Here is a 21,511-nt window from a genome sequence, read left to right as displayed (position 1 = left end):
TGGCTGTCGCGGTGACCACATACGGCGACGGCGCCCAGCGGCGCCTCGTCGCCTATGTCGTCGGCGACGCCGGCAGCGCCGCGCTGCGCGAGCACGCGGCCGGGCGGCTGCCGACGTTCATGGTGCCGTCCGTGTTCGTGTCGCTGCCCGCACTGCCGACGACGGCCAACGGCAAGCTCGACCGGGCCGCCCTGCCCGCACCCGCGCCGGCCACCGCCTGGTCGGCACCCGTGACCGCCACCGAGGATCTCCTCGCGGGCATCTGGGCCGAGCTGCTCGGCACCGGAGCGGTCGGGGCCGCCGACAACTTCTTCGAGCTTGGCGGGCACTCGCTGCTCGCCACCCAGCTCGTGTCCCGCGTACGCCGGACGTTCGCCGTCGAGATCTCGCTCGCCGAGGTCTTCGACCACCCCACCGTGCGGGGCCTGGCCGCCGTCGTCGAGGCCGCCGTGACGGGCGTGGCGCTTCCACCCGTCACGCCCGTCGGCCGCGACGGGGACCTGCCGCTGTCGTTCGCCCAGCGCCGGCTGTGGTTCCTCGCCCAGCTCGAGCCGGAGTCGACCGAGTACAACCTGCCGCTGCCGCCTCGCCGGCTGCGCGGACCCCTCGACGTCGCCGCGCTCGGTGCCGCCCTGAGCGGCATCGTCGCCCGCCACGAGGTGCTGCGCACCCGGCTCGTCACCGGGGCGGACGGCACCGCCCACCAGATCGTCGAGCCGCCCCGGCCGCTGCCGCTGCCCGTCGTCGACGTGCGCGGCGTCGCCGACCCGACCGGTGCCGTGCGCGACCTGCTCGCTTCGGAGGCCCGCGCCGGGTTCGACCTGGCCGCCGGGCCGGTGCTGCGGGCGCTGCTGATCCGCACCGCCGACGACGAGCACATCCTCGGCGTCACCGTGCACCACGTCGCCTTCGACGGCTGGTCCGACCGCATCTTCCGCCGCGAACTCGACGCGCTCTACGCCGGGCGGACCCTGCCGCCGCTGCCAGTGCAGTACGCCGACTACGCGCAATGGCAGCGTCGGCACCTGGACGCCAGCGCGCTCGAAGGCCAGCTCGCGTACTGGCGCCACCGCCTCGCTGCGCTGCCCACCCTCGACCTGCCGACCGACCGGCCCCGGCCCGGTCTGCGCTCCAGCGCCGGCGGCGTCGTCCGGCTGACCATCCCCGAGGACGTCGCCGACGGGCTGCGCGCGCTCGCCCGCGACCGCGGCGCCACGATGTTCATGACCCTGCTGTCCGCGTTCTCGGTGCTGCTCGGCCGGTACTGCGGCGCCGACGACGTGGTCGTCGGCAGCCCCGTCGCCAACCGAAACCGGGCCGAGCTCGAAGGCATCATCGGGTTCTTCGTCAACACCCTCGTCCTGCGGATCGACCTCTCCGGCGACCCGGCGTTCGACGAGGTCCTCGACCGGGTCCGGCGCACAGCCCTGGACGCCTACGCCCACCAGGACATCCCGTTCGAGCAGCTCGTCGACGCCCTGGTGACCGAGCGGAACCGCGCCCGTACCCCGCTGTTCCAGGTCTCCTTCGACTACGTGACCGGCGAACCCGACCGGCCGGACGGCCCCGTCGAAGGCCCCGTCGACGGCCCGGCCGGCGACGTCAAGTTCGATCTGACCGTGACCTTCGGCGCGGCCGGCGGCGCGCTCGCCGGCGAGCTGCACTACAGCACGGCGCTGTTCGACGCCGCAACGATCGAGCGGCTCGCCGACAACCTCGTCGTGACCCTCCGCGCGGTCGCCGAGGACGCGTCACGCCCGCTGTCCCAGCTACCCGTGCTCGGTGCGGCCGAGCGGGACCGGGTCGTGCACGCCTGGAACGCGACCGGTGCGGCGGTGCCCGCTGTTGCCGGCGCGCATGAACTGGTGCTCGGACACGCCGCCGCCAGGCCCGACACCGTCGCGGTGGTCGCCGGCGTGCGGTCGTTGCCCTACGGCGGGCTGATCCGACGGGCGAACGGGCTCGCCCACCGGCTCCACGCCGCCGGCGCCGGCCCCGGCGACATCGTCGCCCTGCACCTCGACCGCGACGCCGACCTGGTCGTGGCCATCCTCGCCGTCTGGCTCAGCGGTGCCGCCTACCTGCCCCTCGACCCGGACTACCCGGCGGACCGGCTCCGGTTCATGCTCGCCGACAGCGGCGCGCGGATTGTGCTCACCGGCCCGTCCGCCCCGGCCAGCCTGCCGCTCGAGCAGGCCACCGCGCTGCCCGTGGCCGGCGTCCCACCGCGCGACGACCCGCCCGCCGGGCCCGCCGGTGGCCTCGCGTACGTCATCTACACCTCAGGCACGACCGGACGGCCCAAGGGGGTGCACGTCACCCACGACGGCCTGGCCAACCTCGCCGCCGCCATGCGGACCGTGCTCGGCAGCGGCCCTGCCACCCGCGGCCTGCTGTTCGCCTCGCTCAGCTTCGACGCCTCGGTGTGGGAGCTGGTGATGACCCTGACCGTCGGCGGCACCCTCGCCGTGGCGAGCGTCTCCGACCGGGCCCGGCCGGAGGCGCTGCCCCGGCTGCTGGCCACGCACGGCACCAGCCTCGCTTTCCTGCCCCCGTCGCTGCTGCGCGTTCTCGACCCGGCCACCGTCGGCGGCCTCGACACCCTGCTGACCGGCGCCGAACGGCTCGAACCGGCACAGGCGGCGATCTGGTCGACCGGCCACCGGCTGCTCAACGCCTACGGGCCGACCGAGGCGACGGTTTGCGCCACCATCGCCGAGATCGACAGCGGCGCCACGGCGGGCTCGCCACCGATCGGCACGCCCATCGCCAACACCACCGTGTTCGTGCTGGATGCCGGTTTGCGTCCCGTGCCGGTCGGGGCTCCCGGCGAGTTGTACGTGGGTGGGGCTGGCGTCGCTCGTGGGTACGGGGGTCGGGCGGCGTTGACGGCGGAGCGTTTCGTGGCGGATCCGTTTGCTGCTGATGGTTCGCGGATGTACCGGAGCGGTGATCGGGCGCGGTGGCGTGGCGATGGAGTTCTGGAGTTTCTGGGTCGTGTGGATGATCAGTTGAAGGTGCGTGGGTTCCGGATCGAGCCGGGTGAGATCGAGGCGGTGCTGACCGGGCACCCGGCGGTCGCCGCCGCCGTCGTGACGGTGTCCCGCGAGCGGCTCGTCGCCCACCTCGTCCCGGCCGCCGCGACCGACGGCATACCACCCGTGGCCGAGCTGCGCGAGCTGCTGCGGGCCCGGCTGCCTGAGTACATGGTCCCGTCGGCCTTCGTCGAGCTGTCGGCGATCCCGGTTACCGCCAACGGCAAGACCGACAAGGCCGCGCTGCCCGAGCCGGCCGCCGAGCCCGCGGTCGCCTACGAGGCGCCCCGCACCGAGGCCGAGCGCATCCTGGCCGAGGTCTGGGCCCGCTGCCTCGGCCTGGACCAGGTCGGCGTCGAGGACAACTTCTTCGACCTCGGCGGTGACTCGATCATCGGCATCCAGGTCGTCGCCCTGGCCGGCGAGCAGGGCCTGCAGGTGACCGTCGCCCAACTGTTCGACCACCAGACCGTGGCCGCGCTGGCCTCGATGGCCGAATGGCGGGGTGCCGCGGCGGCCGACTACGGCGCGGTGACCGGCCCGTTCCCGCTGACACCCATCCAGCGCTGGTTCCTCGGCCGGAGACTGCCCGAGCCGGGCCACTTCAACCAGTCGGCCCTGCTGGAGACCGACGGGCCGGTCGACCCGGCGGTGCTGGCCCGGGCAGTCACGGCGCTGCTGGAGCACCACGACGCCCTGCGTTCGCAGTTCCTGGCCGACGGCACCGGCGTGCTCGACGTGCCCGCGCTGCTGCGCACCGGCCAGGTCGGCTCCAGCGAGGTCGTCTGGCTGGCCGGCGCGGCCCCGAACCCCGAACTCGTCGCGGCCGAGGCGAACCGCTCGCTGAACCTCACCGCGGGCCCGGTGTTCCGCGTCGTGCTGTTCGACCGGCCCGGTGGCGGCCATCTGCTGCTGCTCGTCGCCCACCACATGGTCGTCGACGCCATCTCCTGGCCGATCCTGGTCACCGACCTGACCTCCGCCTACGAGCAGGCCGAGGCCGGCGTTCCCGCCCGGCTGCCGGCGAAGACGACGTCGTTCGCCGCCTTCGCGCGCCGCCTCACGGAGCTTGCCGCGTCCGACGACCTCGCGGCCGAGGCCGCGTACTGGGATGACGTCACCCGCGCCCGCGTTTCCCTGCCCCGCGACGGTGCCGGCCCGAACATGGTCGCCGACGCGCGTGAGGTGCGGGTGGTGTTGGGTGAGGAGTGGACGACGCGGTTGCTGCGGGATGTGCCTGGGGTGTATCGGACGCAGGTGAATGATGCGCTGCTTGCGGTTTTGGGGGTGGTGTTGGGTCCGGTTCTGGTGGATGTGGAGGGTCATGGTCGTGAGGATGTTGGCGCGGGTGTGGATGTGTCGCGGACGGTGGGGTGGTTTACGAGTTTGTATCCGGTGGCGTTGGTCAGTGGCTCGGATCTTGGTGTGGTGTTGCGGGGGATGAAGGAGCGGTTGCGGGGGGTGCCTCGGCGTGGGCTGGGGTACGGGTTGCTGCGGTATCTGACCGATTGGGAGCCGACGGCCGTCGCCGATGTCACCTTCAACCACTTCGGGCACCTGTTCGAGGCGTCACCCGACCCGGCCGCCGAACGGTTCCGCCACACGGTGCGCTCCATGGGACGCACCGAGTCCGAGCGGACCGTCCGCGCCCACGCCATCGACATCAACAGCCGTGTCGTCGCCGACCGCCTCGAAATGGTGTGGACCTACGCCGAGGGCGTGCACGAACGGTCCACCGTCGAGCGCCTGGCGAACCGGTACCTGGCGGTGCTGCGCGACCTGATCGAGCACTGCCTGCTCCCCGGTGCCGGCGGCAACACCCCGTCGGACTTCCCCCTCGCCGACCTCGACCAGGCCGGCGTCGACGCCGTCACCGCCCGCGCCGGCGGCCCCGTCGAGGACGTCTACCCGCTCACGCCACTGCAGGCCGGCATGCTCTTCCACACCCGCATCGCCACCGAACGGGGCACCAACTGGGTCCAGAGCGGCGTGTTGCTCGGCGGCCGACTCGACCTCGCCGTCCTGCGGCGGGCCTGGGAGTTGGTCTTCGCCCGCCACGAGGTGCTGCGCACCAGCGTCGTCTGGGACGGCGTGCCCGCGCCCCTCGCCGTCGTCGGCCGGGCGGCGACGCCGCCGTGGCAGGAGTTCGACCTCACCGGCCACGACCCGGACGCTCAGCGGGGTGCCGTCGACGAGTGGATCGCCGCCGACCGGGCCCGTGGCGCCGACTTCACGGCTCCCGTCCTCGTCCGCCTCGCCGTGCTGCGTCTCGCCCCCGACCGGCACCAGGTTCTGCTGAGCTACCACCACCTGCAGCTCGACGGGTGGAGCCTGCCCATCGTCATCGGAGAGTTCCTCGATGCATATCGCGCGCTCAGCACCGGCGAGCGGCCGCAGTTCGTGACCCGCCGGCCCTACCGCGACTTTGTGGCCTGGTCGGCCAGCCAGGACCTCACCGAGGCGCGGGCGTACTGGCGGGAGCGCCTGGCCGGGATCGCCGGGCCCACCAGCCTCGGGGTCGAGCGCGACACCGGCGAGACCGGTCAGGGCGCCGCGCACGCGACAGACGTGCCGGACCTGACGGAGTTCGCGCGGCGGCACCGGCTGACCGTCAACACCGTCGTGCAGGGTGCCTGGGCGGTGCTGCTCTCCGTGTATAGCGGCGAGACCGACGTGGTGTTCGGTGCGACGTCCTCCGGCCGCGGCGGGCAGATCGCGGGCATGGAGGCGATGGTCGGTCTGCTCATGAACACCACGCCGGTGCGGGCGGTGATCGATCCGGGCGCCCCGGTCGCGCAGTGGCTGCGGCGGCTGCAGGAGGAGCAGGTCGCGGCCCGCCGGTTCGAGCACACCCCGCTGCCGGTCATCCAGGCGTGCACCGAGGTACCGGCCGGGCGGCCGCTGTTCGGCAGCCTGTTCGTCTTCGAGAACTACCCCACCCGGGACCTGCCGCGTGACGACGCCGGCCCCGGCGCCCTGCGCATGATCGTCAACCACGCCGACGATGGCCGCGAACAGGCCACGAACGTGCCGCTCAGCGTCATCGTCGGCGCGAACCCCGACCTCGACGTCATGCTGTCGTACGACCGAGGCCGCCTCGACCCGGCGGCCGCCGAACGGATCGCGGCCCACCTCGCGACGCTCCTCACCGCCATCGTCGAGGACCCGGACCGGCCGGTCGGCGAGTTGTCCCCGTTGGCCGGCCCCGAACGGGCCCGCCTGCTGGGGGAGTGGAACGACAGCGTGGCCGAGGTCGGCTTCGACGGCGGCGTGCCGGCACTCATCGCCGCCCGGGCCGCCGCCGCACCGGACGTGCCCGCCGTGGCCCACGGCAACCGCACCCTGACCTACGGCGCGCTGCTGGACCGGGCCGGCCGCCTGGCCCAGGTGCTGCGGGGCGCGGGCGTCGGCCCCGAGACCATCGTCGGGCTCTGCCTCGACGAGCCCCTCGACATGGTCGCCGCCGTGCTCGCCGTCTGGCAGTCTGGCGGCGCCTACCTGCCCCTCGACCCGGCGTACCCGCCCGACCGGCTCGCCGCCGTGCTCACCGACAGCCGGGCCGCCGTGCTCGTCGGCCTCGGCGCGACCGTCGACGATCTCCCGCTCGGCCGGATCCGCACCGTCCTGCTCGACGACCCGCTCACCGCGGCCGGCCTGGCCGCCCTGCCGCCGGGCCCGCCCCCGCCGGATCTGGACGAGCCCGGTCGGCTCGCCTACGTCATCTACACCTCCGGCTCGACCGGCACCCCGAAGGGTGTCCACGTCACGCACGGCGGCCTGGCCAACCTCGCCGCCGCCCAGCGCAGCCTCTTCGGTGTCGGCCCCGGCGACGTCGTGCTGCAGTTCGCCTCGTTCGGCTTCGACGCCTCGGTCTGGGAGCTCGTCATGGCGCTGGCCGCTGGCGCCGTCCTGCGGCCGGCTGGCGCCGACCGGGCCGAGCCCGGCCGTCTCGCCGCGCTGTTGACCCGGGCCGGCGTCGGTGTCGCCACTCTGCCGCCGTCGCTGCTGGAGGTCATGCGCCCGCAGGACGTTTCCGGCGTCGGCACCCTGATCACCGCGGGCGAGCGGCTCGATGCCCGGCTCGCCCGCACCTGGGGGACCGGGCGGCGGCTGTTCAACGCCTACGGCCCGACCGAGACGACCGTGTGCGCCAGCGTGGCCGCGGTCGCCGCAGCCGACCCGCCGCCGATCGGTGGGCCGCTGCTCAACACCCGCCTGCACATTCTCGACGCCGCGCTGCGCCTGGTGCCGCCCGGCGTCGCCGGTGAGCTGTACGTCGCCGGGGACCAGGTGGTCCGCGGTTACGGCGGCCGCCCGGCCCTGACCGCGGAGCGGTTCGTCGCCGACCCGTTCGCCGGGGACGGCGGCCGGATGTACCGCACCGGCGACCGCGTCCGCCGACGCGCCGACGGCCAGGTCGAGTTCCTCGGCCGGGCCGACGAACAGCTCAAGGTCCGCGGGGTCCGCATCGAGCCTGGCGAGATCGAGACCGCGCTGACCGCCCACCCCGCCGTGCGGGCCGCGGTCGTGACCGCCTGGGGCGAGGGCGCCGACCGCCGGCTCGTGGCCTACCTCGTCCCCGACGACCCGGCCGAGGGGCTCCCGCCGTCCGGGCAGCTGCGGGCCACGCTGTCGCGCCGCCTTCCCGACGTCATGCTCCCCGCCGTCTTCGTGGAGTTGTCCACACTGCCGCTGACCGTGAACCGCAAGATCGACCGGCGCGCGCTGCCGGCTCCCGACAGCGTCGATGCCGGCCCAGCCGACGCCCACGCCGCGCCGATCACGCCCACCGAGGAGGTCCTGACCGGCATCTGGGCCCAGGTGCTGGGCCGCGACCGGGTCGGTGCCACCGACGACTTCTTCGAGCTCGGCGGCCACTCGCTGCTGGCCACCCAGGTGGCCTCCCGGGTCGCCGAGGCGCTCGGCGTCGTCCTGCCGCTCGCCGTGCTCTTCGATCACCCGACCGTGCGCGGCCTCGCCGACGTGCTCGACGGCGGCGGGCGGGCCGCGCTGCCGCTGGTGACGCCGAGCGGGCGGGACCGGCCGCTGCCCTTGTCGTTTGGCCAGCAGCGGCTGTGGTTCCTCGACCGGCTCGAGCCCGGCTCCACCGACTACAACGTGCCGATGCAGCTGCGCTGGCGCGGACCGCTCGACCGCGGCGCGCTGGAGCGGGCACTGGACGCGCTCCTGCTGCGGCACGAGGTGCTGCGGACCCGGCTCGTGCCGGGTGCGGACGGCTCCGCCGTCCAGGTCGTCGATCCGGCCGGCGGGGCGATCCTCGCGATGGCCGACGTGGCTGGCGCGGCCGACCCGGAGGCCGCCGGTCGGCGGCTGACCGCCCTGGACGCCGCAGCCCCGTTCGACCTCGCCGCCGGCCCGCTGATGCGGGCGCTGCTGATTCGGCAGGCCGCCGACGAGCACGTGCTCGCCCTGACCCTGCACCACGTCGTCTGCGACGAGTGGTCGGCCGGGATTCTGCGGCGGGAACTGGCGGCGCTGTACCGCGGCGCTGCGCTGCCGGAACTGCCGGTGCAGTACGCCGACTTCGCCATCTGGCAGCGCGAGCGGCTCGCCGGGGAGGTCCTGGAAGGGCAGCTGGCGTACTGGCGGGAGCGCCTCGCCGACCTGCCCGTCCTGGAGCTGCCAACCGACCGGCCGCGGCCGGCGGTGCGGTCCAGCGCCGGTGCGGTCGTCGGCTTCGAGGTGCCACCGTCCATCGTGGACGGCCTGCGGTCGCTGTCGCGCGATGCCGGCGCGACGATGTTCATGACCCTGCTCTCGGCGTGGTCGCTGCTACTGGCGCGCTACTGCGGCACCGACGATGTCGTCGTCGGGACCCCGGTCGCGGGCCGCAACCGCGCCGAGATCGAGGGCCTCATCGGCTTCTTCGTCAACACGCTCGTCATGCGCACCGACCTGTCCGGCGACCCGACCTTCGGCGAGCTGCTCGGCCGCGTCCGGCGTGGTGCCCTGGCCGCCTACGCCAACCAGGACCTGCCGTTCGAGCAGCTCGTCGACACGCTCGTCAGCCGGCGCGACCGGTCCCGCAGCCCGCTGTTCCAGGTGCTGTTCAACTACTTCGTCGACGAGGACGACCCCGGGACACCAGGCGCCGACGGACCGTTCGACGGCGACAGCGTGGTCACCCAGTTCGACCTGCGGATGGTACTGGTCGACGACGGCGCACGGCTCACCGGCGGCATCGAGTTCAGTACGGCGCTGTTCGACACGGCCACGGTGCGGCGCATGGCCGGACACCTCGTCACCGTCCTCGGCGCCGTCGCCGCCGATGCGGCACTGCCCGTGTCCCGGGTGCCGCTGCTGGCCCCCGCGGACCGCGACCGGGTCGTACGCGAGTGGAACGACACCGCCGCCACCGCTGCGGACCCGGCGGCCCCCGACCTAGTGGCCGCCGTGGCGGCGCGGCATCCCGACGCCGTCGCCGTGTCCGGGGGTGGCCAGGTGCTCACCTACGCCGCCCTGATGGCCCGGGCTGCGGGCCTGGCCCGGCACCTGCGCGGCCTCGGCACCGGCTCGGAGACGGTCGTCGGGCTGTGCGTGGGACGCGGCGCCGACCTGCCGGTCGCCGTGCTCGCGGTGTGGCTGGCCGGCGGCGCCTACCTGCCCCTCGACCCCGCTCACCCGGCCGAACGGCTCGCGATGATGCTTGCCGACAGCGGCGCCTCCGTCGTGGTCGCCTCCCGTGACGCCGCTGACGACCTGCCCGCCGGCCGGCTGCCGGTGGTCGTGATCGAGGACGTCGCGGCGCCCGCGCCGGTGACCGTCCCCGCCACCCTGCCGGGGCAGCGCGCCTACGTCATCTACACGTCCGGATCCACGGGCACGCCGAAGGGCGTCCACGTCACGCACGGCGGCCTGGCCAACCTCATCGCCGCCCAGCGGCGCGTGTTCGCCGCCGAGACGGCGGCCCGCGCGGCGGTCCTGCAGTTCGCACCGCACGGCTTCGACGCCTCGGTCTGGGAGCTGGTGCTGGCGCTGGCCAACGGCGGCCCGCTCGTCGTCGCCACGACGGCCGAGCGGGCCGAGCCGGCGGCGCTGGCCCGCGCGGTGCGCGCGTACGGCGTCGGGCTCGCGACCCTGCCCCCGTCGCTGCTCGACGTCCTCGACCCCGCCGACCTCGCCGGGCTGGGCACGCTCGTCGCCGCCGGCGAGCGCCTCGAGACACGCCTGGCCGGCCGGTGGGCCGGACGGTACCGGCTGGTGAACGCCTACGGCCCGACCGAGACCACCGTCTGCGCGACGGCCGCGACCGTGGCGCCCGACGCCGACGACGCCCCGCCGATCGGTGCGCCGCTGCGCAACATGCGCGTCTACGTGCTCGACGAGCACCTCAACCCGGTGCCGCCCGGGCTGCCCGGCGACCTGTACGCCGCCGGGGCGCAGCTCGCCCGCGGTTACGGCGGCCGTGCGGCGCTGACGGCGCAGCGGTTCGTTGCCGACCCGTTCGCTGGGGACGGCACCCGCATGTACTGCACCGGCGACCGAGCCCGGTGGCGGCCCGACGGCCAGGTCGAGTTCCTCGGCCGCGCCGACGACCAGCTCAAGGTCCGTGGCATCCGGATCGAGGCCGGCGAGATCGAGGCGGCGCTGACCGTTCACCCGGGCGTGCGCGCCGCAGTGGTGACGGCCTGGGGCGAGGGTGCCGAACGTCGGCTCGTGGCCTACCTCGTGCCGGCCGACCCGGCCGACGGCACGCCCGACGCGACCGTGCTCCGCGCGCACCTGAGCCGCCAGCTGCCCGAGTTCATGCTCCCCGCCGCCTACGTCGAGGTGGCCGAGCTGCCGCGCACCCGCAACGGCAAGATCGACCGGGCGGCGCTGCCCGCACCGGGCGACGCACCGGCCGACCCGGCCACGTTCGTCGCGCCGTCGACGCCGACCGAGCGGACCCTTTCCGACATCTGGGCCGAGATCCTCGGCCGCGGGCCGGTCGGCACCCGTGACGACTTCTTTGAACTCGGCGGCCACTCGCTGCTGGCCACGCGGCTGATGTCGAGGATCCGGGAGCGCTTCGGCGTCGAGATTCCCCTGACCGGCTTTTTCGACCACCCGACGGTCGCCGAGACCGCCGTGGCCGTGAACCGGGCCAAGTTCGGCATCGAGGGCGACTACGAGGAGTTTGAACTCTGAACGACGTCAGGCCCGCGCGGGGCGCGGGCCTGACGTGGACGGGGATGCGGGCGCTCAGACGGCACCGGCGTGCGCCGCGGTGATCACGTCCACCGCGTGGTACACGTTTGGCAGATCGCGCATGGCCTGGACCATCGGCTCGCAGCCGGGCGGCTCGGACGCGAGGATCTGCTCCAGGGCGGCGGTCAGGCGGGGCACGAAGCCCGGGCCGTGCGGCACCGACGCCCCGACGCGGGTGGCGACGATGCGTCCGGCGATCATCGGCTGGTCGGAGAACTGCGGCACCACGATGATCGGCGTGCCGGCGGTCAGCGCGCGCAGCGTGGTGCCGGCGCCGGCGTGACAGACGATCGCGCGGAGCGTCGGGATAAGTTCGTCGTGGTTCACCCAGCGCTCGATCTGCGCGCCGGCGTCGGTCAGGTCACCGAACTGATCCGGATCGGCCAGCCCGACGCTGACGTGGGCCCGCCGGCCGGTCGCGGCGACGGCCTGGGCACCGTCCCGTACGAGCTGCGGGAAGAACGGCATGGTGACCACCTCCGTGCCGAAGGAGACGTGCACCAGATCCGCCCGCGCCGGGCGTTCGGCCCGGTCGGCGGCCGCGGCGGTGCCCTGCCGGACGCGGTGGATGTGCGCCGCATCGGTACCGGTGCCCTCGAACGCCGACGGGAAGTAGCAGATCTGTGGCGCGTCCAGCAGCCGCTTCGCCTGTGGGTCGGCGGGCAGGCCGAGCTCCTCACGCAGCCGCGACAGCTGCGGGGCGACGTGCCGCTCAAAGATCCCGCGCATGGTGAGGCCGTAGTGCACGCGCACGAACGGCACGCCGAACGCCTCCGCGAGCAGGCTGCCGGCGAACTCGGCGCTCTCGCTGATCACGACGTCGGGCCGGCGGGTCACCATGACCGACCGCAGGCGCGGCAGGGCGCGCAGCGGCAGCAGCCGCCCGAACATCTCGGAGGCCACCTTCTGCATCACCGACGGCGGCGGCTCGCCGGCCGGGTCGCCCGGCCCGGAGTGCTCGCGGATCGCCGCGTCGCGGTCGGCGTTGGAGGGCAGGTCGAACGTGTCGTGCGGCAGCCCGAGGGCGGCGACCTGGGGCGGGTCCGGCCGGGGCGAGGCGAAGCTGACCTCGTGCCCGGCGGCGGCGGCCGCCCGGGCGACCGGGAAGAGCGGGATCAGGTGCCCCAGCCCGTTGGTGCTGGTGAACAGCATGCGCATTGACCGGCTCCTCGGAGATCGCGTCGCGGCAAGGCGTTGCTGTCGTCCATGATGGCAGTCGGCCGTGCAAGGTCAAGGTGGGTGCTCGCGGCCACGGGTCCCCCGCAAGAGGGATTCCGGAATCGCTCCCGACCGTGACGACGGCCGCGGCGGTTCTTCCTACGCTGCCACTATGGAAGCAATCATCGAGGTTGCCGGCCTCCGGAAGCGGTACGGGTCGACCCTCGCGCTCGACGGGATGACCTTCACCGTCCAGCCCGGACAGGTGACCGGGCTCGTCGGCCCGAACGGGGCCGGCAAGTCGACCACCATGCGTGTGATCATGAGCCTGGATTCGGCCGACGAGGGCGAGGCGCTCGTCGGCGGCCGGCCGTACCGGGCCTGGCGCAACCCGATGCACCACGTCGGGGCGCTGCTGGACGCCTCCGCGCTGCAGCCGAGCCGGACCGCGCGCAACCACCTGATCTGGCTGGCCCGCTCGCAGGGCCTCGGCGCCCGCCGGGCCGACCAGGTGCTCGAGCAGGTCGGCCTGACCCCTGCGGCCCGCCGCGCGGCCGGCGGCTACTCCCTCGGCATGCGCCAGCGGCTCGGCATCGCGGCCGCGCTGATCGGCGACCCGCCGATCCTGATCCTGGACGAGCCGTTCAACGGCCTCGACCCGGAGGGCTTCGTGTGGATCCGCGCCGTGCTCCGCTCGCTGGCCGAGCAGGGCCGGGCCGTGCTGGTGTCCAGCCACCTCATGGGCGAGCTGCAGGACATTGCCGACCACGTAGTCATCGTCGGGCGGGGCAAGGTCGTCGCCGACACCAGCGTCAGCGACCTGCTCTCGTCCGCCTCCGACGGCCGGGTCACGCTGCGTACGCCGGAGGTCGCGCCGGTCATGCAGGCGCTGGCCGAGGCCGGTGCGACCGTCGACGCCAACGGCCGCGACGCGCTGACCGTGACCGGCCTGCGGCCGGAGAACATCGTGGCGATCCTGGCCGAGCGCCAGCTGCCGTTCTCCGAGGTCTCCGCGCACCGGGCGAGCCTGGAACAGGCGTACATGGAGCTGACCAAGGAATCGGCGGAGTACCGCTCGCCGGTGGATGGCCGGGGGGTCAAGTGAGTACGCACACCAGCATCGCTCCCACGCAGTACCGCTCGGAGGTTCCGCCCGGCCGGGACGGCTTCCTGCAACTGCTGCGTGGTGAATGGTCCAAGTTCTGCTCGGTGCGCGGCTGGGTCATCGGCATGGTCGCGGCCGGGCTCGCCATCATCGTGGTCAGCCTGTTCAGCACGATGTCGGACCACCTGCCCGACGTCCCCGACTCGAAGGTCGCGATCGGGCCGGGTGGCGAGGGCGTCAACGACAGCTTCTACTTCGTGCGCCAGCAGCTGCAGGGTGACGGCAGTATCACCGTGCCGGTGAACGGCATGATGGGCCTGGCCGACATGGGCCCCACCGAGCAGCGCGCGGAGCTACAGCCCTGGGCCAAGGCCGGCATCCTCGTGAAGGAGAGCCTCACGCCCGGCTCGCCCTACGCGGCGATCATGATGACCGGCGGGCACGGGGTGCGCTGGCAGTACAACTACACCGAGGACAGGGCCGGCTCGTCCGCCGCGCCGACGGATGCGCGGTGGCTGCGCCTGGTGCGGGCGGGCACCACCATCACCGGCTACGAGTCGGCCGACGGCCGCGCGTGGACCGAGGTCGGGTCGACGACGCTGTCCGGGCTCGGCACGACGGTCGAGGCCGGGATGTTCGTCACGAGCCCGGCCGCCATGCGGGTCACCAGCATCGGCATCGGCACGTACAACCCCGCCGTCGCCACCGCCCGGTTCGGCCAGGCCGACCTGCAGGGCCAGTGGAGCGGCTCGTGGCAGGGCGAGCAGCACGACGGTCCGGGCACCTCCGGGCAGTACCCGCCGCGTACCAAGGGCGGCCATGAGCCCGACGGCGACGGCTTCGTCATCACCGGCGCCGGCGACATCGCCCCCATCGTCGGCGGCGGCGCGCTGGGTAACGGGCACTCCGTCGAGGGCCTGGTCATCGGCGCGTTCGCCGGACTCATCGTCGTCGTGGTGATCGCGACCATGTTCATCACAAGCGAGTACCGGCGCGGCCTGATCCGGCTGACCTTCTCGGCCAGCCCGCGTCGCGGCCGGGTCCTCGTCGCCAAGGCCCTGGTGATCGGCGGCGTCACGTTCACCGTCAGCCTCGTCGCCACGGTGGTGTGCTTCGTGCTCGGCCGGCAGCTCGACAAGGCCAACGGGCTGTACTACCTCCCGACGTCGACCGCGACCGAGGTGCGGGTGCTCGTCGGCACCGCCGCGCTGCTGGCCGTCTCCGCCGTGCTGGCGCTCGCGATCGGCACCATCATGCGCAGCAACGCCGGCGCCGTGACCGTCGGGATCGTCTCGATCGTGCTGCCGTACATCCTGTCGGTGGTGCCGGGGCTGCCGGTCAGCGTCGCGCAGTGGCTGCTGCGGGTCACCCCGGCCGCCGGGTTCTCGGTCCGGCAGAGCCTTCCCGTGTACGACCAGGTCTCCAGCACCTACACGCCGTCGGCCGGGTACTTCCCGCTGCCACCGTGGGGCGGCTTCGGGGTCCTGTGCGGCTACACGCTCGTCGCGTTCGTCGTCGCCGTGGTCCTGCTGCGCCGGAGGGACGCGTGATCGCGGCCGTCAACGCGGAGTGGACCAAGCTGCGTACCGTCGCCTCGACGATCTGGCTGCTGCTCGGTGCCGTCGTCTCGACCGTGGCCGTGAGCTCCGTGGTCATCGCCGCCGTCTCCTGCACGCCGGGGGACTGCTTCGGCGAGCCGACCCGGCTCATGCTCACCGGGGTGTACCTCGGGCAGGCGCTCGTCGCCGTGCTCGGCGTGATCGCGATCGGCAACGAGTACGGCACCGGGATGATCGGGCTGAGCCTGGCCGCCATGCCGCGCCGGCCGGTCCTGCTGATCGCCAAGGTGGTCACCGTGACCGCGGCGGTGTTCCTGGCCGCGACGGCCGCGGTGGGCCTGTCGTTGCTGGTCGCCCGGCTGGTGATGCCGGGCAACGGGTTCACTTCCGCGGCCAACTACCCGCACCTGTTCTCGCTCAGTGAGGGCGCGACGCCCCGGGCGGTCATCGGCACGATCCTGTACATGGTGCTGATCGGCCTGCTCAGCCTCGGTATCGCCGCCACCGTGCGCAACTCCGCCACGGCGATGGGCGTGGTGCTCGGGCTGCTGTACCTGCCGACGCTCATCGGCCCGCTGCTGCGGGACCCGCATTGGCGGGAGTGGCTGGAGCGGATCGCGCCGATGTCCGCCGGGCTCGCCGTCCAGGCCGGTGACACCGAGGGCCTGCCGATCGGCCCGTGGGCCGGGCTCGGCGTGCTCGGGATCTGGACCGCTGGCGCGCTGCTGCTCGGTGGTCTCTCGCTCGTTCTGCGCGACGCCTGAGGCATTTCGCGGGACGCCGGAGAGGGAGGGTGTGCAACCGCGTTCCCCCGGCAGTTGCACACCCTCCCTCCGAATCTCGCCGTGACGTACTGTCGCACTGCGCTTGCCAGTTCGTTCGGCGAGATTCGGAGGCCCGGTGAAAAAGTACTGCAAGTATTACACTCTGGGTGAGCTTCGCCAGTTCCCCGGATGGGCCGCCAGCGCGCTTCCGCGGGAGCGTGAGATGGCGGACGAGGACCCCGTTTTCCTGTGCGACGAATTCACCGTGCTGATCAGTCCGGTGGGTGTCGACAAGGACGAGCGGCTCTTTACCGACGTGACCGCGGAATGGCAAACATTCTGTACGACGGTGCTGAAGTTCCAGATTCCGGACGACCTCGCATTCGCGTACGCCGAGCCCGAGCCGGTCGGCGTCGCAGGCGAGGTCGTCGACGTCGAGAGGTGATCCATGGATGACTTGACCCAACGGCTGTCGACCGAGCAGCCGGTAGTCGTGGGCGGGCCCCGCCCAACGCTGGACGAGCTGCGGGTGCGGCTCGAGGACATCGGCACGGTCTTCGTGAAGTTCACCGAGACGAAGGGCGGCACGGACCTCGGCGTGCCGCTGGACCGCGCCGCCACCGACTACAGTGCCGCCGACTTCGACAACGCGACCGGCACCGTCCACGTCGAGGGCACGCTGTTCCTCAACGACGACCCGGTGCGCTGCATCGCCGACATCGACCTGGCGACGCTCGCCGGCACCGGCCGCCTGGTCTTGGTCGAGGAGGCCGAGGTCGCGGCCTGACCCCCGAACCGCTCCGCGCGAAAGGGTCCGCCAACCGGAAGGGGGCGGACCCTTTGCCGTGCTCTGGTCAACCGGCCGGCGGTGATGGGACGAATGGTGAAAGGCCCCCGGTGAAGGTGCGCGTGAAACGGCCCGCGGTGAAGGTGCGCGTGAAACGGCCCGCCACCCCAGGAGGTGGCGGGCCCTGTGCCGTGCGCCGGACTCAGTCGGCGGCCTGCACGAGGGCCGGGGCCGGAGCGGGCTGCGCGGTCGAGAACTGGGTGCGGTACAACTCGGCGTAAAGACCCTCCTGGGCGAGCAACTCCTCGTGGGTTCCGCGCTCGCGGATCTGCCCCGCGTCGATGACCAGGATCTGGTCGGCGTGGCGGATCGTGGAGAGCCGGTGCGCGATGACCACCGACGTGCGGCCGCTAAGCGCCGTCTGCAGCGCCTGCTGGATGGCGCTCTCTGACCCGGAGTCCAGGTGCGCCGTCGCCTCGTCGAGCACCACCACCGGCGGGGCCTTGAGCAGCAGCCGGGCCAACGCGATCCGCTGCTTCTCGCCGCCGGACAGCCGGTAGCCGCGGTCACCGACGACCGTGTCCAGGCCGTCGGGCAGCGCCGCGACGAGTTCCCAGATGCGGGCGGCCCGGCAGGCTTCGACCAGCTCAGGCTCGGTGGCGCCGGGCCGGGCGTAGAGCAGGTTGGCCCGGATCGTGTCGTGGAACATGTGGGCCTCCTGCGTGACCACGCCGATCGTGTCGTGCAGCGACTCCTGGGTCAGGTCGCGCACGTCGTGGCCAGCGATGCGCACCGTGCCGGAGACCGCGTCGTAGAAGCGCGGTATGAGGTGGGTGATCGTGGTCTTGCCCGCGCCCGACGGGCCGACCAGCGCCGTCAGCTTGCCGGCGGGGGCGCGGAAGGTGACGCCGGTGAGGACCATCGCGTCGCCCGCGGTCTCCGGCGCGGGTATGGCGATCGACTCCAGCGACGGCAGCGAGACCTCGCGGGCGCTGGGGTAGCGGAACGACACCTGCTCGAACTCGATCTCGGGCGCCGCCGCTCCCTCCCCGCGGGACGGGAGCGCGGTCGCGCCGGGGCGGTCCTGCACCAGCGGCTCGAGATCGAGCACCTCGAAGATGCGGTCGAAGCTCACCAGCGCCATCAGGATGTTTACCTGCATGTTGGTCAGCTGGTCGATCGGCTCGTACAGCCGGCCGATGAGCGTGACCATCGCGACCAGGGCGCCGAGCTCGATGTGGCCGTTGACGACGAGCAGGCCGCCGAGGCCGAACATCAGGGCGAGGGTCAGCGTGCCGGTGAGGCCGAGCACGATGCCGAGCGCCTGCATGGTCACCCCGGAGCGCACGCCGATGTTGCGCACCCGCCCGGCCCGGCGCGAGAACAGCGCGGTCTCCTCCTTCGGTCGGCCGTAGAGCTTGGTGAGCAGTGCCCCGGCCACGTTGAAGCGCTCGTTCATCAGCGAGCCCATCTCGGCGTTGAGCTGCATCGTCTCGCGGGTGAGCCGCTGCAGCCGGTTGCCGACCAGCTTCCCTGGGATGATGAACAGCGGCACCATGATCAGCGCCACGACGGCGAGCTGCCAGGACAGATAGAACATGGCGGCGACCACGAGGATCAGCGTCAGCACCGTGTCGACGCTGCGCGAGAGCAACGTCGTGACCGCCTGCTGAGCCCCGATCACGTCCGTGTTGAGCCGGCTGACCAGCGAGCCGGTCTGCGAGCGGGTGAAGAACGCCAGGGGCTGGCGCTGCACGTGCTCGTAGACCGCGGTGCGCAGATCGTAGACGAGGCCCTCGCCGATCTTGGTCGAGGCCCGGGCCTGCAGCAATTTCGCGACGGTGTCGACCAGGGCGAGCGCGGCGATGACCGCCACCAGCGAGAGGACGACACCGCTCTCACGCGGCATGATGCCCCGGTCGACGATGTAACCGAACAGCAGCGGGGTCACCGCGGTGATCAGGGCGTCCACGGCCGTCACGCTCAGAAGCAGGACGAGCAGCCAGCGGTACCGCCGGATGTAGGGCAGGATCCGCCGGAATGTTCCGGGTGTGATCCGCTGTGCGGTGATCGGCGCGTCCTGCTCGCCACCGCCGCCGCCTTCCGGGAATTGCACCGGTGCCTTCTGGACGGGCATCGTGATGCCCTCCTCTCGTGGGAGTTGGGTCCACGGCGCGGTCGTCGCACGGATTATTCCCACGGGTTATCGCGGTGACAACAGCGATCGGTCGAATTACTCGCCGCGCTGACACCACGCGATGTGTCGCCTACCGTTGCGCGGTGTCGGTCTCGACGGGGAGGGCGCGTTGTGAACGCTCGGCAAGTCACTTTGACCGCCGCCGAGGCGGAATTGCTGCCTTCGGCAGAGGAAATCGAGTTCTATCGCGAACACGGGTGGTATCTGTCCAAGCGGCTGTTCACCGATGACGAGATCGACACGTTGACCGAGGAGAGCGACAAGTTCTATCTCGGATACCGCGACCGCAACCTGCCGCACCATCCGCGGCGGATCGCCTACTGGACGCCGGAGAAGGGCGACGTCCAGCGGCACAACGACTACGTGCACTACGAGGTCGCCGCGATCGCGGCCATCGTGACCAAGCCGTTGCTCGGCGCGGTCGCCGCGCTGCTGTCGGGCGCCGAGATCATCCGCGTCTTCCAGACCACGCTGATCTACAAGCCGGCGTCGCCGACCGAGCGGACGAACATCGTGCCGTGGCACTTCGACCGCAGCTACTGGGCGTCCAGCACGTCAGAGCGGATGCTCACCGCCTTTGTGCCGATGCACGACTGCGACGAGTCCATGGGGACGATCACCATGGTCGACGGCAGCCACCGGTGGGACGAGTTCGGCGCCGACGACACCCGCACGCTGCATTTCAACGCGCGCGACCCCGAACAGCTCGAAGACCTGCTGCGGCGCAACGCCGAGCAGAACGGCAGCGAGGTGCGGTTCGTGCCGATGCGTATCCCGAAGGGGCACGTCAGCTTCCACCACTGCCTGACGTACCACGGCAGCGGCTCCAACCGGTCGGACCGCCCGCGCCGCGCGGTCTCGGTCCACCTCCAGGACGGCGACAACCGCTGGCGGCCGTACCGGCTGCAGGACGGCTCGCTGCACGTTTACAACCACGACGATCTCGTGCGACGCAACGCCCGCGGCGAGCCGGACTACACCGATCCCGAGTTCTGCCCGGTCATCTGGGGCGGCACCGGCGGGTGGGAGCCAGCCGTTCAAGTGCGTGCCCGCGGCGGTTGAACGCGGCGGCGCGGATGAACCATGATCCGGCCGGATCGGGCCGGACAACTGCGACTGACAGGAGCATGCAATGCGGACAGTGAGCTTCGACTTCGAGTCGCCCGAGGCTCGGTTCAAGGTGCTGATCAACCACGAGGAGCAGTACTCCCTCTGGCCAGCCGACCTCGACGTGCCCGGCGGCTGGAACGAGACCGGGGTGTGCGCCTCGAAGGAGGAGTGTGACCGGTACATCGAGGAGAACTGGACCGACATGCGGCCCAAGAGCCTCCGCGACAAGCTCGACGCCAGATAGCCGGCCGGCCCGATGCCCCACGTCTTCACCAACGGCATTCGGCTGTCGTTCGAGCGCTCGGGCCGCGGCGAACGGGTACTCATGATCATGGGGTCGTCCGCCGCCGGCCGGGTCTGGACCCTGCATCAGACGCCTGCCCTGGCCGAGCACGGCTACCAGGCCATCACCTTCAACAACCGGGGCATCGCGCCGTCGGACGTCCCGCCGGGCAAGTACGCGCTCGAGGACCTCGTCGCCGACACCAGGGGCCTCATCGAGGCCCTGAACATGGCGCCCTGCAAGATCGTCGGCACTTCGCTGGGCGCGCTGATCGCGCAGGAGCTCGTGATCGGCTCGCCGCAGCTGGTCAAGTGCGCGGTGCTCATGGCGACCAAGGCCCGCTCCGACGCCATCCGGCGGGCCCAGGCCGAGGCCGAGCAGGCGCTGGTCGAGAGCGGGGTGCGAATCCCGGCAGAGTACGACGCCGTCACCACCGCGCTACAGATGCTCTCGCCGGCGACCGTCAACGACGACGCCACCGTGTCGATGTGGCTTGAGACGTTCCGGCGCTCCGGCGGCGGCAACGAGACCAGCTACGGCCAGGCGTGGATAGAGACGGGCCGGGACCGCCGGGCGGCGCTGCGCGGGGTCAACACGCCGTGCCGGGTCATTGCCTTCAGCCACGACACCGTCACCCCGCCGCACCTCGCGGCCGAGGTGGCCGACGCCATACCAGATTGCGACTACGTGGAGATAGCGGACGGCGGCCACTACGGCTATCTGGAACGCCCGGACGAGGTCAACGCAGCGATCATCGAGTTCCTGGACAAGCACTGAGCGCTGGTCCGGGGTGGAGGTAGCCACCGTGGTGTCCAATCAATCGCCGACCGGGGGCTTCCCCCGCCTGCCCCGCCAGCGCACATCCGCCGAGACGCCGCAGCCGGTGAGCGTGCGCCTCGGCGGGCCGGTCGACGTCGAGGCGCTCGGCGCGGCCCTCACCACGCTGGTGGCCCGGCACGAGACGCTGCGTACACGGCTGGTCGCCGGCTCCGACGGGGTGGCGCTGCAGGTCATCGACCCGCCCGGGCCGTTCCCGCTGCCGGTGGTCGACGTCTCGGGCGACGGCGACCCGGGCGCGCGGATGCGGGCCCTGGTCGCGGCCGAGGGGGCGGTGACCGACCCGGCGACCGGGCCACTGGTCCGCGGGCTGCTGATCCGGCTGGCCGCCGACGCCCACGTGCTGACGCTGGCCGGGCACGGGGCCGTCTTCGACGAGCGCTCGACGCAGACGCTGCGCCACGAGCTCGACGCCCTCTACAACGCATACCGGGGCGGGGCCGAGGCGCTCTTCGACTGGGCCGA

Annotated in this window: 12 protein-coding genes; 10 read left to right on the top strand and 2 right to left on the bottom strand. The window is 72.6% G+C overall.

Features of this window, described 5'->3' with window-relative positions:
* Positions 1-11: 11 nt before the first annotated feature.
* The gene (locus AC507J_RS31220; RefSeq protein WP_496293977.1) at positions 12-11,186 is read left to right on the top strand and encodes an amino acid adenylation domain-containing protein; all 11,175 of its coding nucleotides are present in this window, start codon (positions 12-14) and stop codon (positions 11,184-11,186) included.
* Positions 11,187-11,240: 54 nt separating this feature from the next.
* Here AC507J_RS31220 and AC507J_RS31215 read toward each other — a convergent pair whose 3' ends face one another.
* Positions 11,241-12,404 (bottom strand): glycosyltransferase, encoded by a 1,164-nt coding sequence (locus tag AC507J_RS31215; RefSeq protein ID WP_496293975.1) that lies wholly within the window; start codon positions 12,402-12,404, stop codon positions 11,241-11,243.
* A gap of 172 nt (positions 12,405-12,576) precedes the next feature.
* On the opposite strand from AC507J_RS31215, the gene AC507J_RS31210 reads away from it, so the two are divergent.
* The 5 genes from AC507J_RS31210 (at position 12,577) to AC507J_RS31190 (ending at position 16,619) form a co-directional block, all read left to right on the top strand.
* Entirely contained in the window at positions 12,577-13,509 is a 933-nt protein-coding gene (locus AC507J_RS31210) for an ABC transporter ATP-binding protein (RefSeq protein WP_496293973.1), read from the top strand.
* Positions 13,506-15,059 (top strand): ABC transporter permease, encoded by a 1,554-nt coding sequence (locus tag AC507J_RS31205; protein WP_496293971.1) that lies wholly within the window; start codon positions 13,506-13,508, stop codon positions 15,057-15,059. Before AC507J_RS31210 ends, AC507J_RS31205 begins: the two co-directional genes overlap by 4 nt.
* A complete protein-coding gene (locus AC507J_RS31200; RefSeq protein WP_496293969.1) occupies positions 15,056-15,832 on the top strand; it encodes an ABC transporter permease in 777 nt (258 codons plus the stop codon). The genes AC507J_RS31205 and AC507J_RS31200 overlap by 4 nt, the downstream gene beginning before the upstream one ends.
* Before the next feature lie 223 nt (positions 15,833-16,055).
* Positions 16,056-16,277, top strand: a complete 222-nt coding sequence (locus tag AC507J_RS31195; protein ID WP_496293967.1) for a hypothetical protein — start codon at positions 16,056-16,058, stop codon at positions 16,275-16,277.
* Positions 16,278-16,280: 3 nt separating this feature from the next.
* Positions 16,281-16,619: a hypothetical protein gene (locus tag AC507J_RS31190; RefSeq protein ID WP_496293965.1), complete on the top strand. Its 339-nt coding sequence runs from the start codon at positions 16,281-16,283 to the stop codon at positions 16,617-16,619.
* A 202-nt stretch (positions 16,620-16,821) separates the two neighbouring features.
* Here AC507J_RS31190 and AC507J_RS31185 read toward each other — a convergent pair whose 3' ends face one another.
* The gene (locus AC507J_RS31185) at positions 16,822-18,756 is read right to left on the bottom strand and encodes an ABC transporter ATP-binding protein (protein WP_496293963.1); all 1,935 of its coding nucleotides are present in this window, start codon (positions 18,754-18,756) and stop codon (positions 16,822-16,824) included.
* Between the two features lie 171 nt (positions 18,757-18,927).
* Here AC507J_RS31185 and AC507J_RS31180 point away from each other — a divergent pair, with 171 nt between their 5' ends.
* The 4 genes from AC507J_RS31180 to AC507J_RS31165 all read left to right on the top strand — a co-directional run.
* Entirely contained in the window at positions 18,928-19,878 is a 951-nt protein-coding gene (locus AC507J_RS31180; RefSeq protein WP_496293961.1) for a phytanoyl-CoA dioxygenase family protein, read from the top strand.
* Between the two features lie 70 nt (positions 19,879-19,948).
* Complete coding sequence (locus AC507J_RS31175) at positions 19,949-20,170, top strand: MbtH family protein (RefSeq protein ID WP_496293959.1); 222 nt, start codon at positions 19,949-19,951, stop codon at positions 20,168-20,170.
* A 12-nt stretch (positions 20,171-20,182) separates the two neighbouring features.
* Entirely contained in the window at positions 20,183-20,986 is an 804-nt protein-coding gene (locus AC507J_RS31170) for an alpha/beta fold hydrolase (RefSeq protein ID WP_496293957.1), read from the top strand.
* A gap of 28 nt (positions 20,987-21,014) precedes the next feature.
* Positions 21,015-21,511, top strand: a 497-nt coding sequence (locus tag AC507J_RS31165; protein ID WP_496293955.1) for a condensation domain-containing protein, incomplete at its 3' end; no start/stop codon positions are given.

The sequence above is a fragment of the Micromonospora sp. PRAS1 genome (genome assembly GCF_059553435.1).
Note: the sequence above shows the minus strand (reverse complement) of the source record. Positions and strands in the feature narration are given on the sequence as shown.

Bases quoted from the DNA above. Each gene is read 5' to 3' on its own strand.
- AC507J_RS31215 (WP_496293975.1), bottom strand. From the start codon at position 12,404: ATGCGCATGCTGTTCACCAGCACCAACGGGCTGGGGCACCTGATCCCG.
- AC507J_RS31210 (WP_496293973.1), top strand. From the start codon at position 12,577: ATGGAAGCAATCATCGAGGTTGCCGGCCTCCGGAAGCGGTACGGGTCG.
- AC507J_RS31195 (WP_496293967.1), top strand. From the start codon at position 16,056: ATGGCGGACGAGGACCCCGTTTTCCTGTGCGACGAATTCACCGTGCTG.
- AC507J_RS31190 (WP_496293965.1), top strand. From the start codon at position 16,281: ATGGATGACTTGACCCAACGGCTGTCGACCGAGCAGCCGGTAGTCGTG.
- AC507J_RS31185 (WP_496293963.1), bottom strand. From the start codon at position 18,756: ATGCCCGTCCAGAAGGCACCGGTGCAATTCCCGGAAGGCGGCGGCGGT.
- AC507J_RS31175 (WP_496293959.1), top strand. From the start codon at position 19,949: ATGCGGACAGTGAGCTTCGACTTCGAGTCGCCCGAGGCTCGGTTCAAG.
- AC507J_RS31170 (WP_496293957.1), top strand. From the start codon at position 20,183: ATGCCCCACGTCTTCACCAACGGCATTCGGCTGTCGTTCGAGCGCTCG.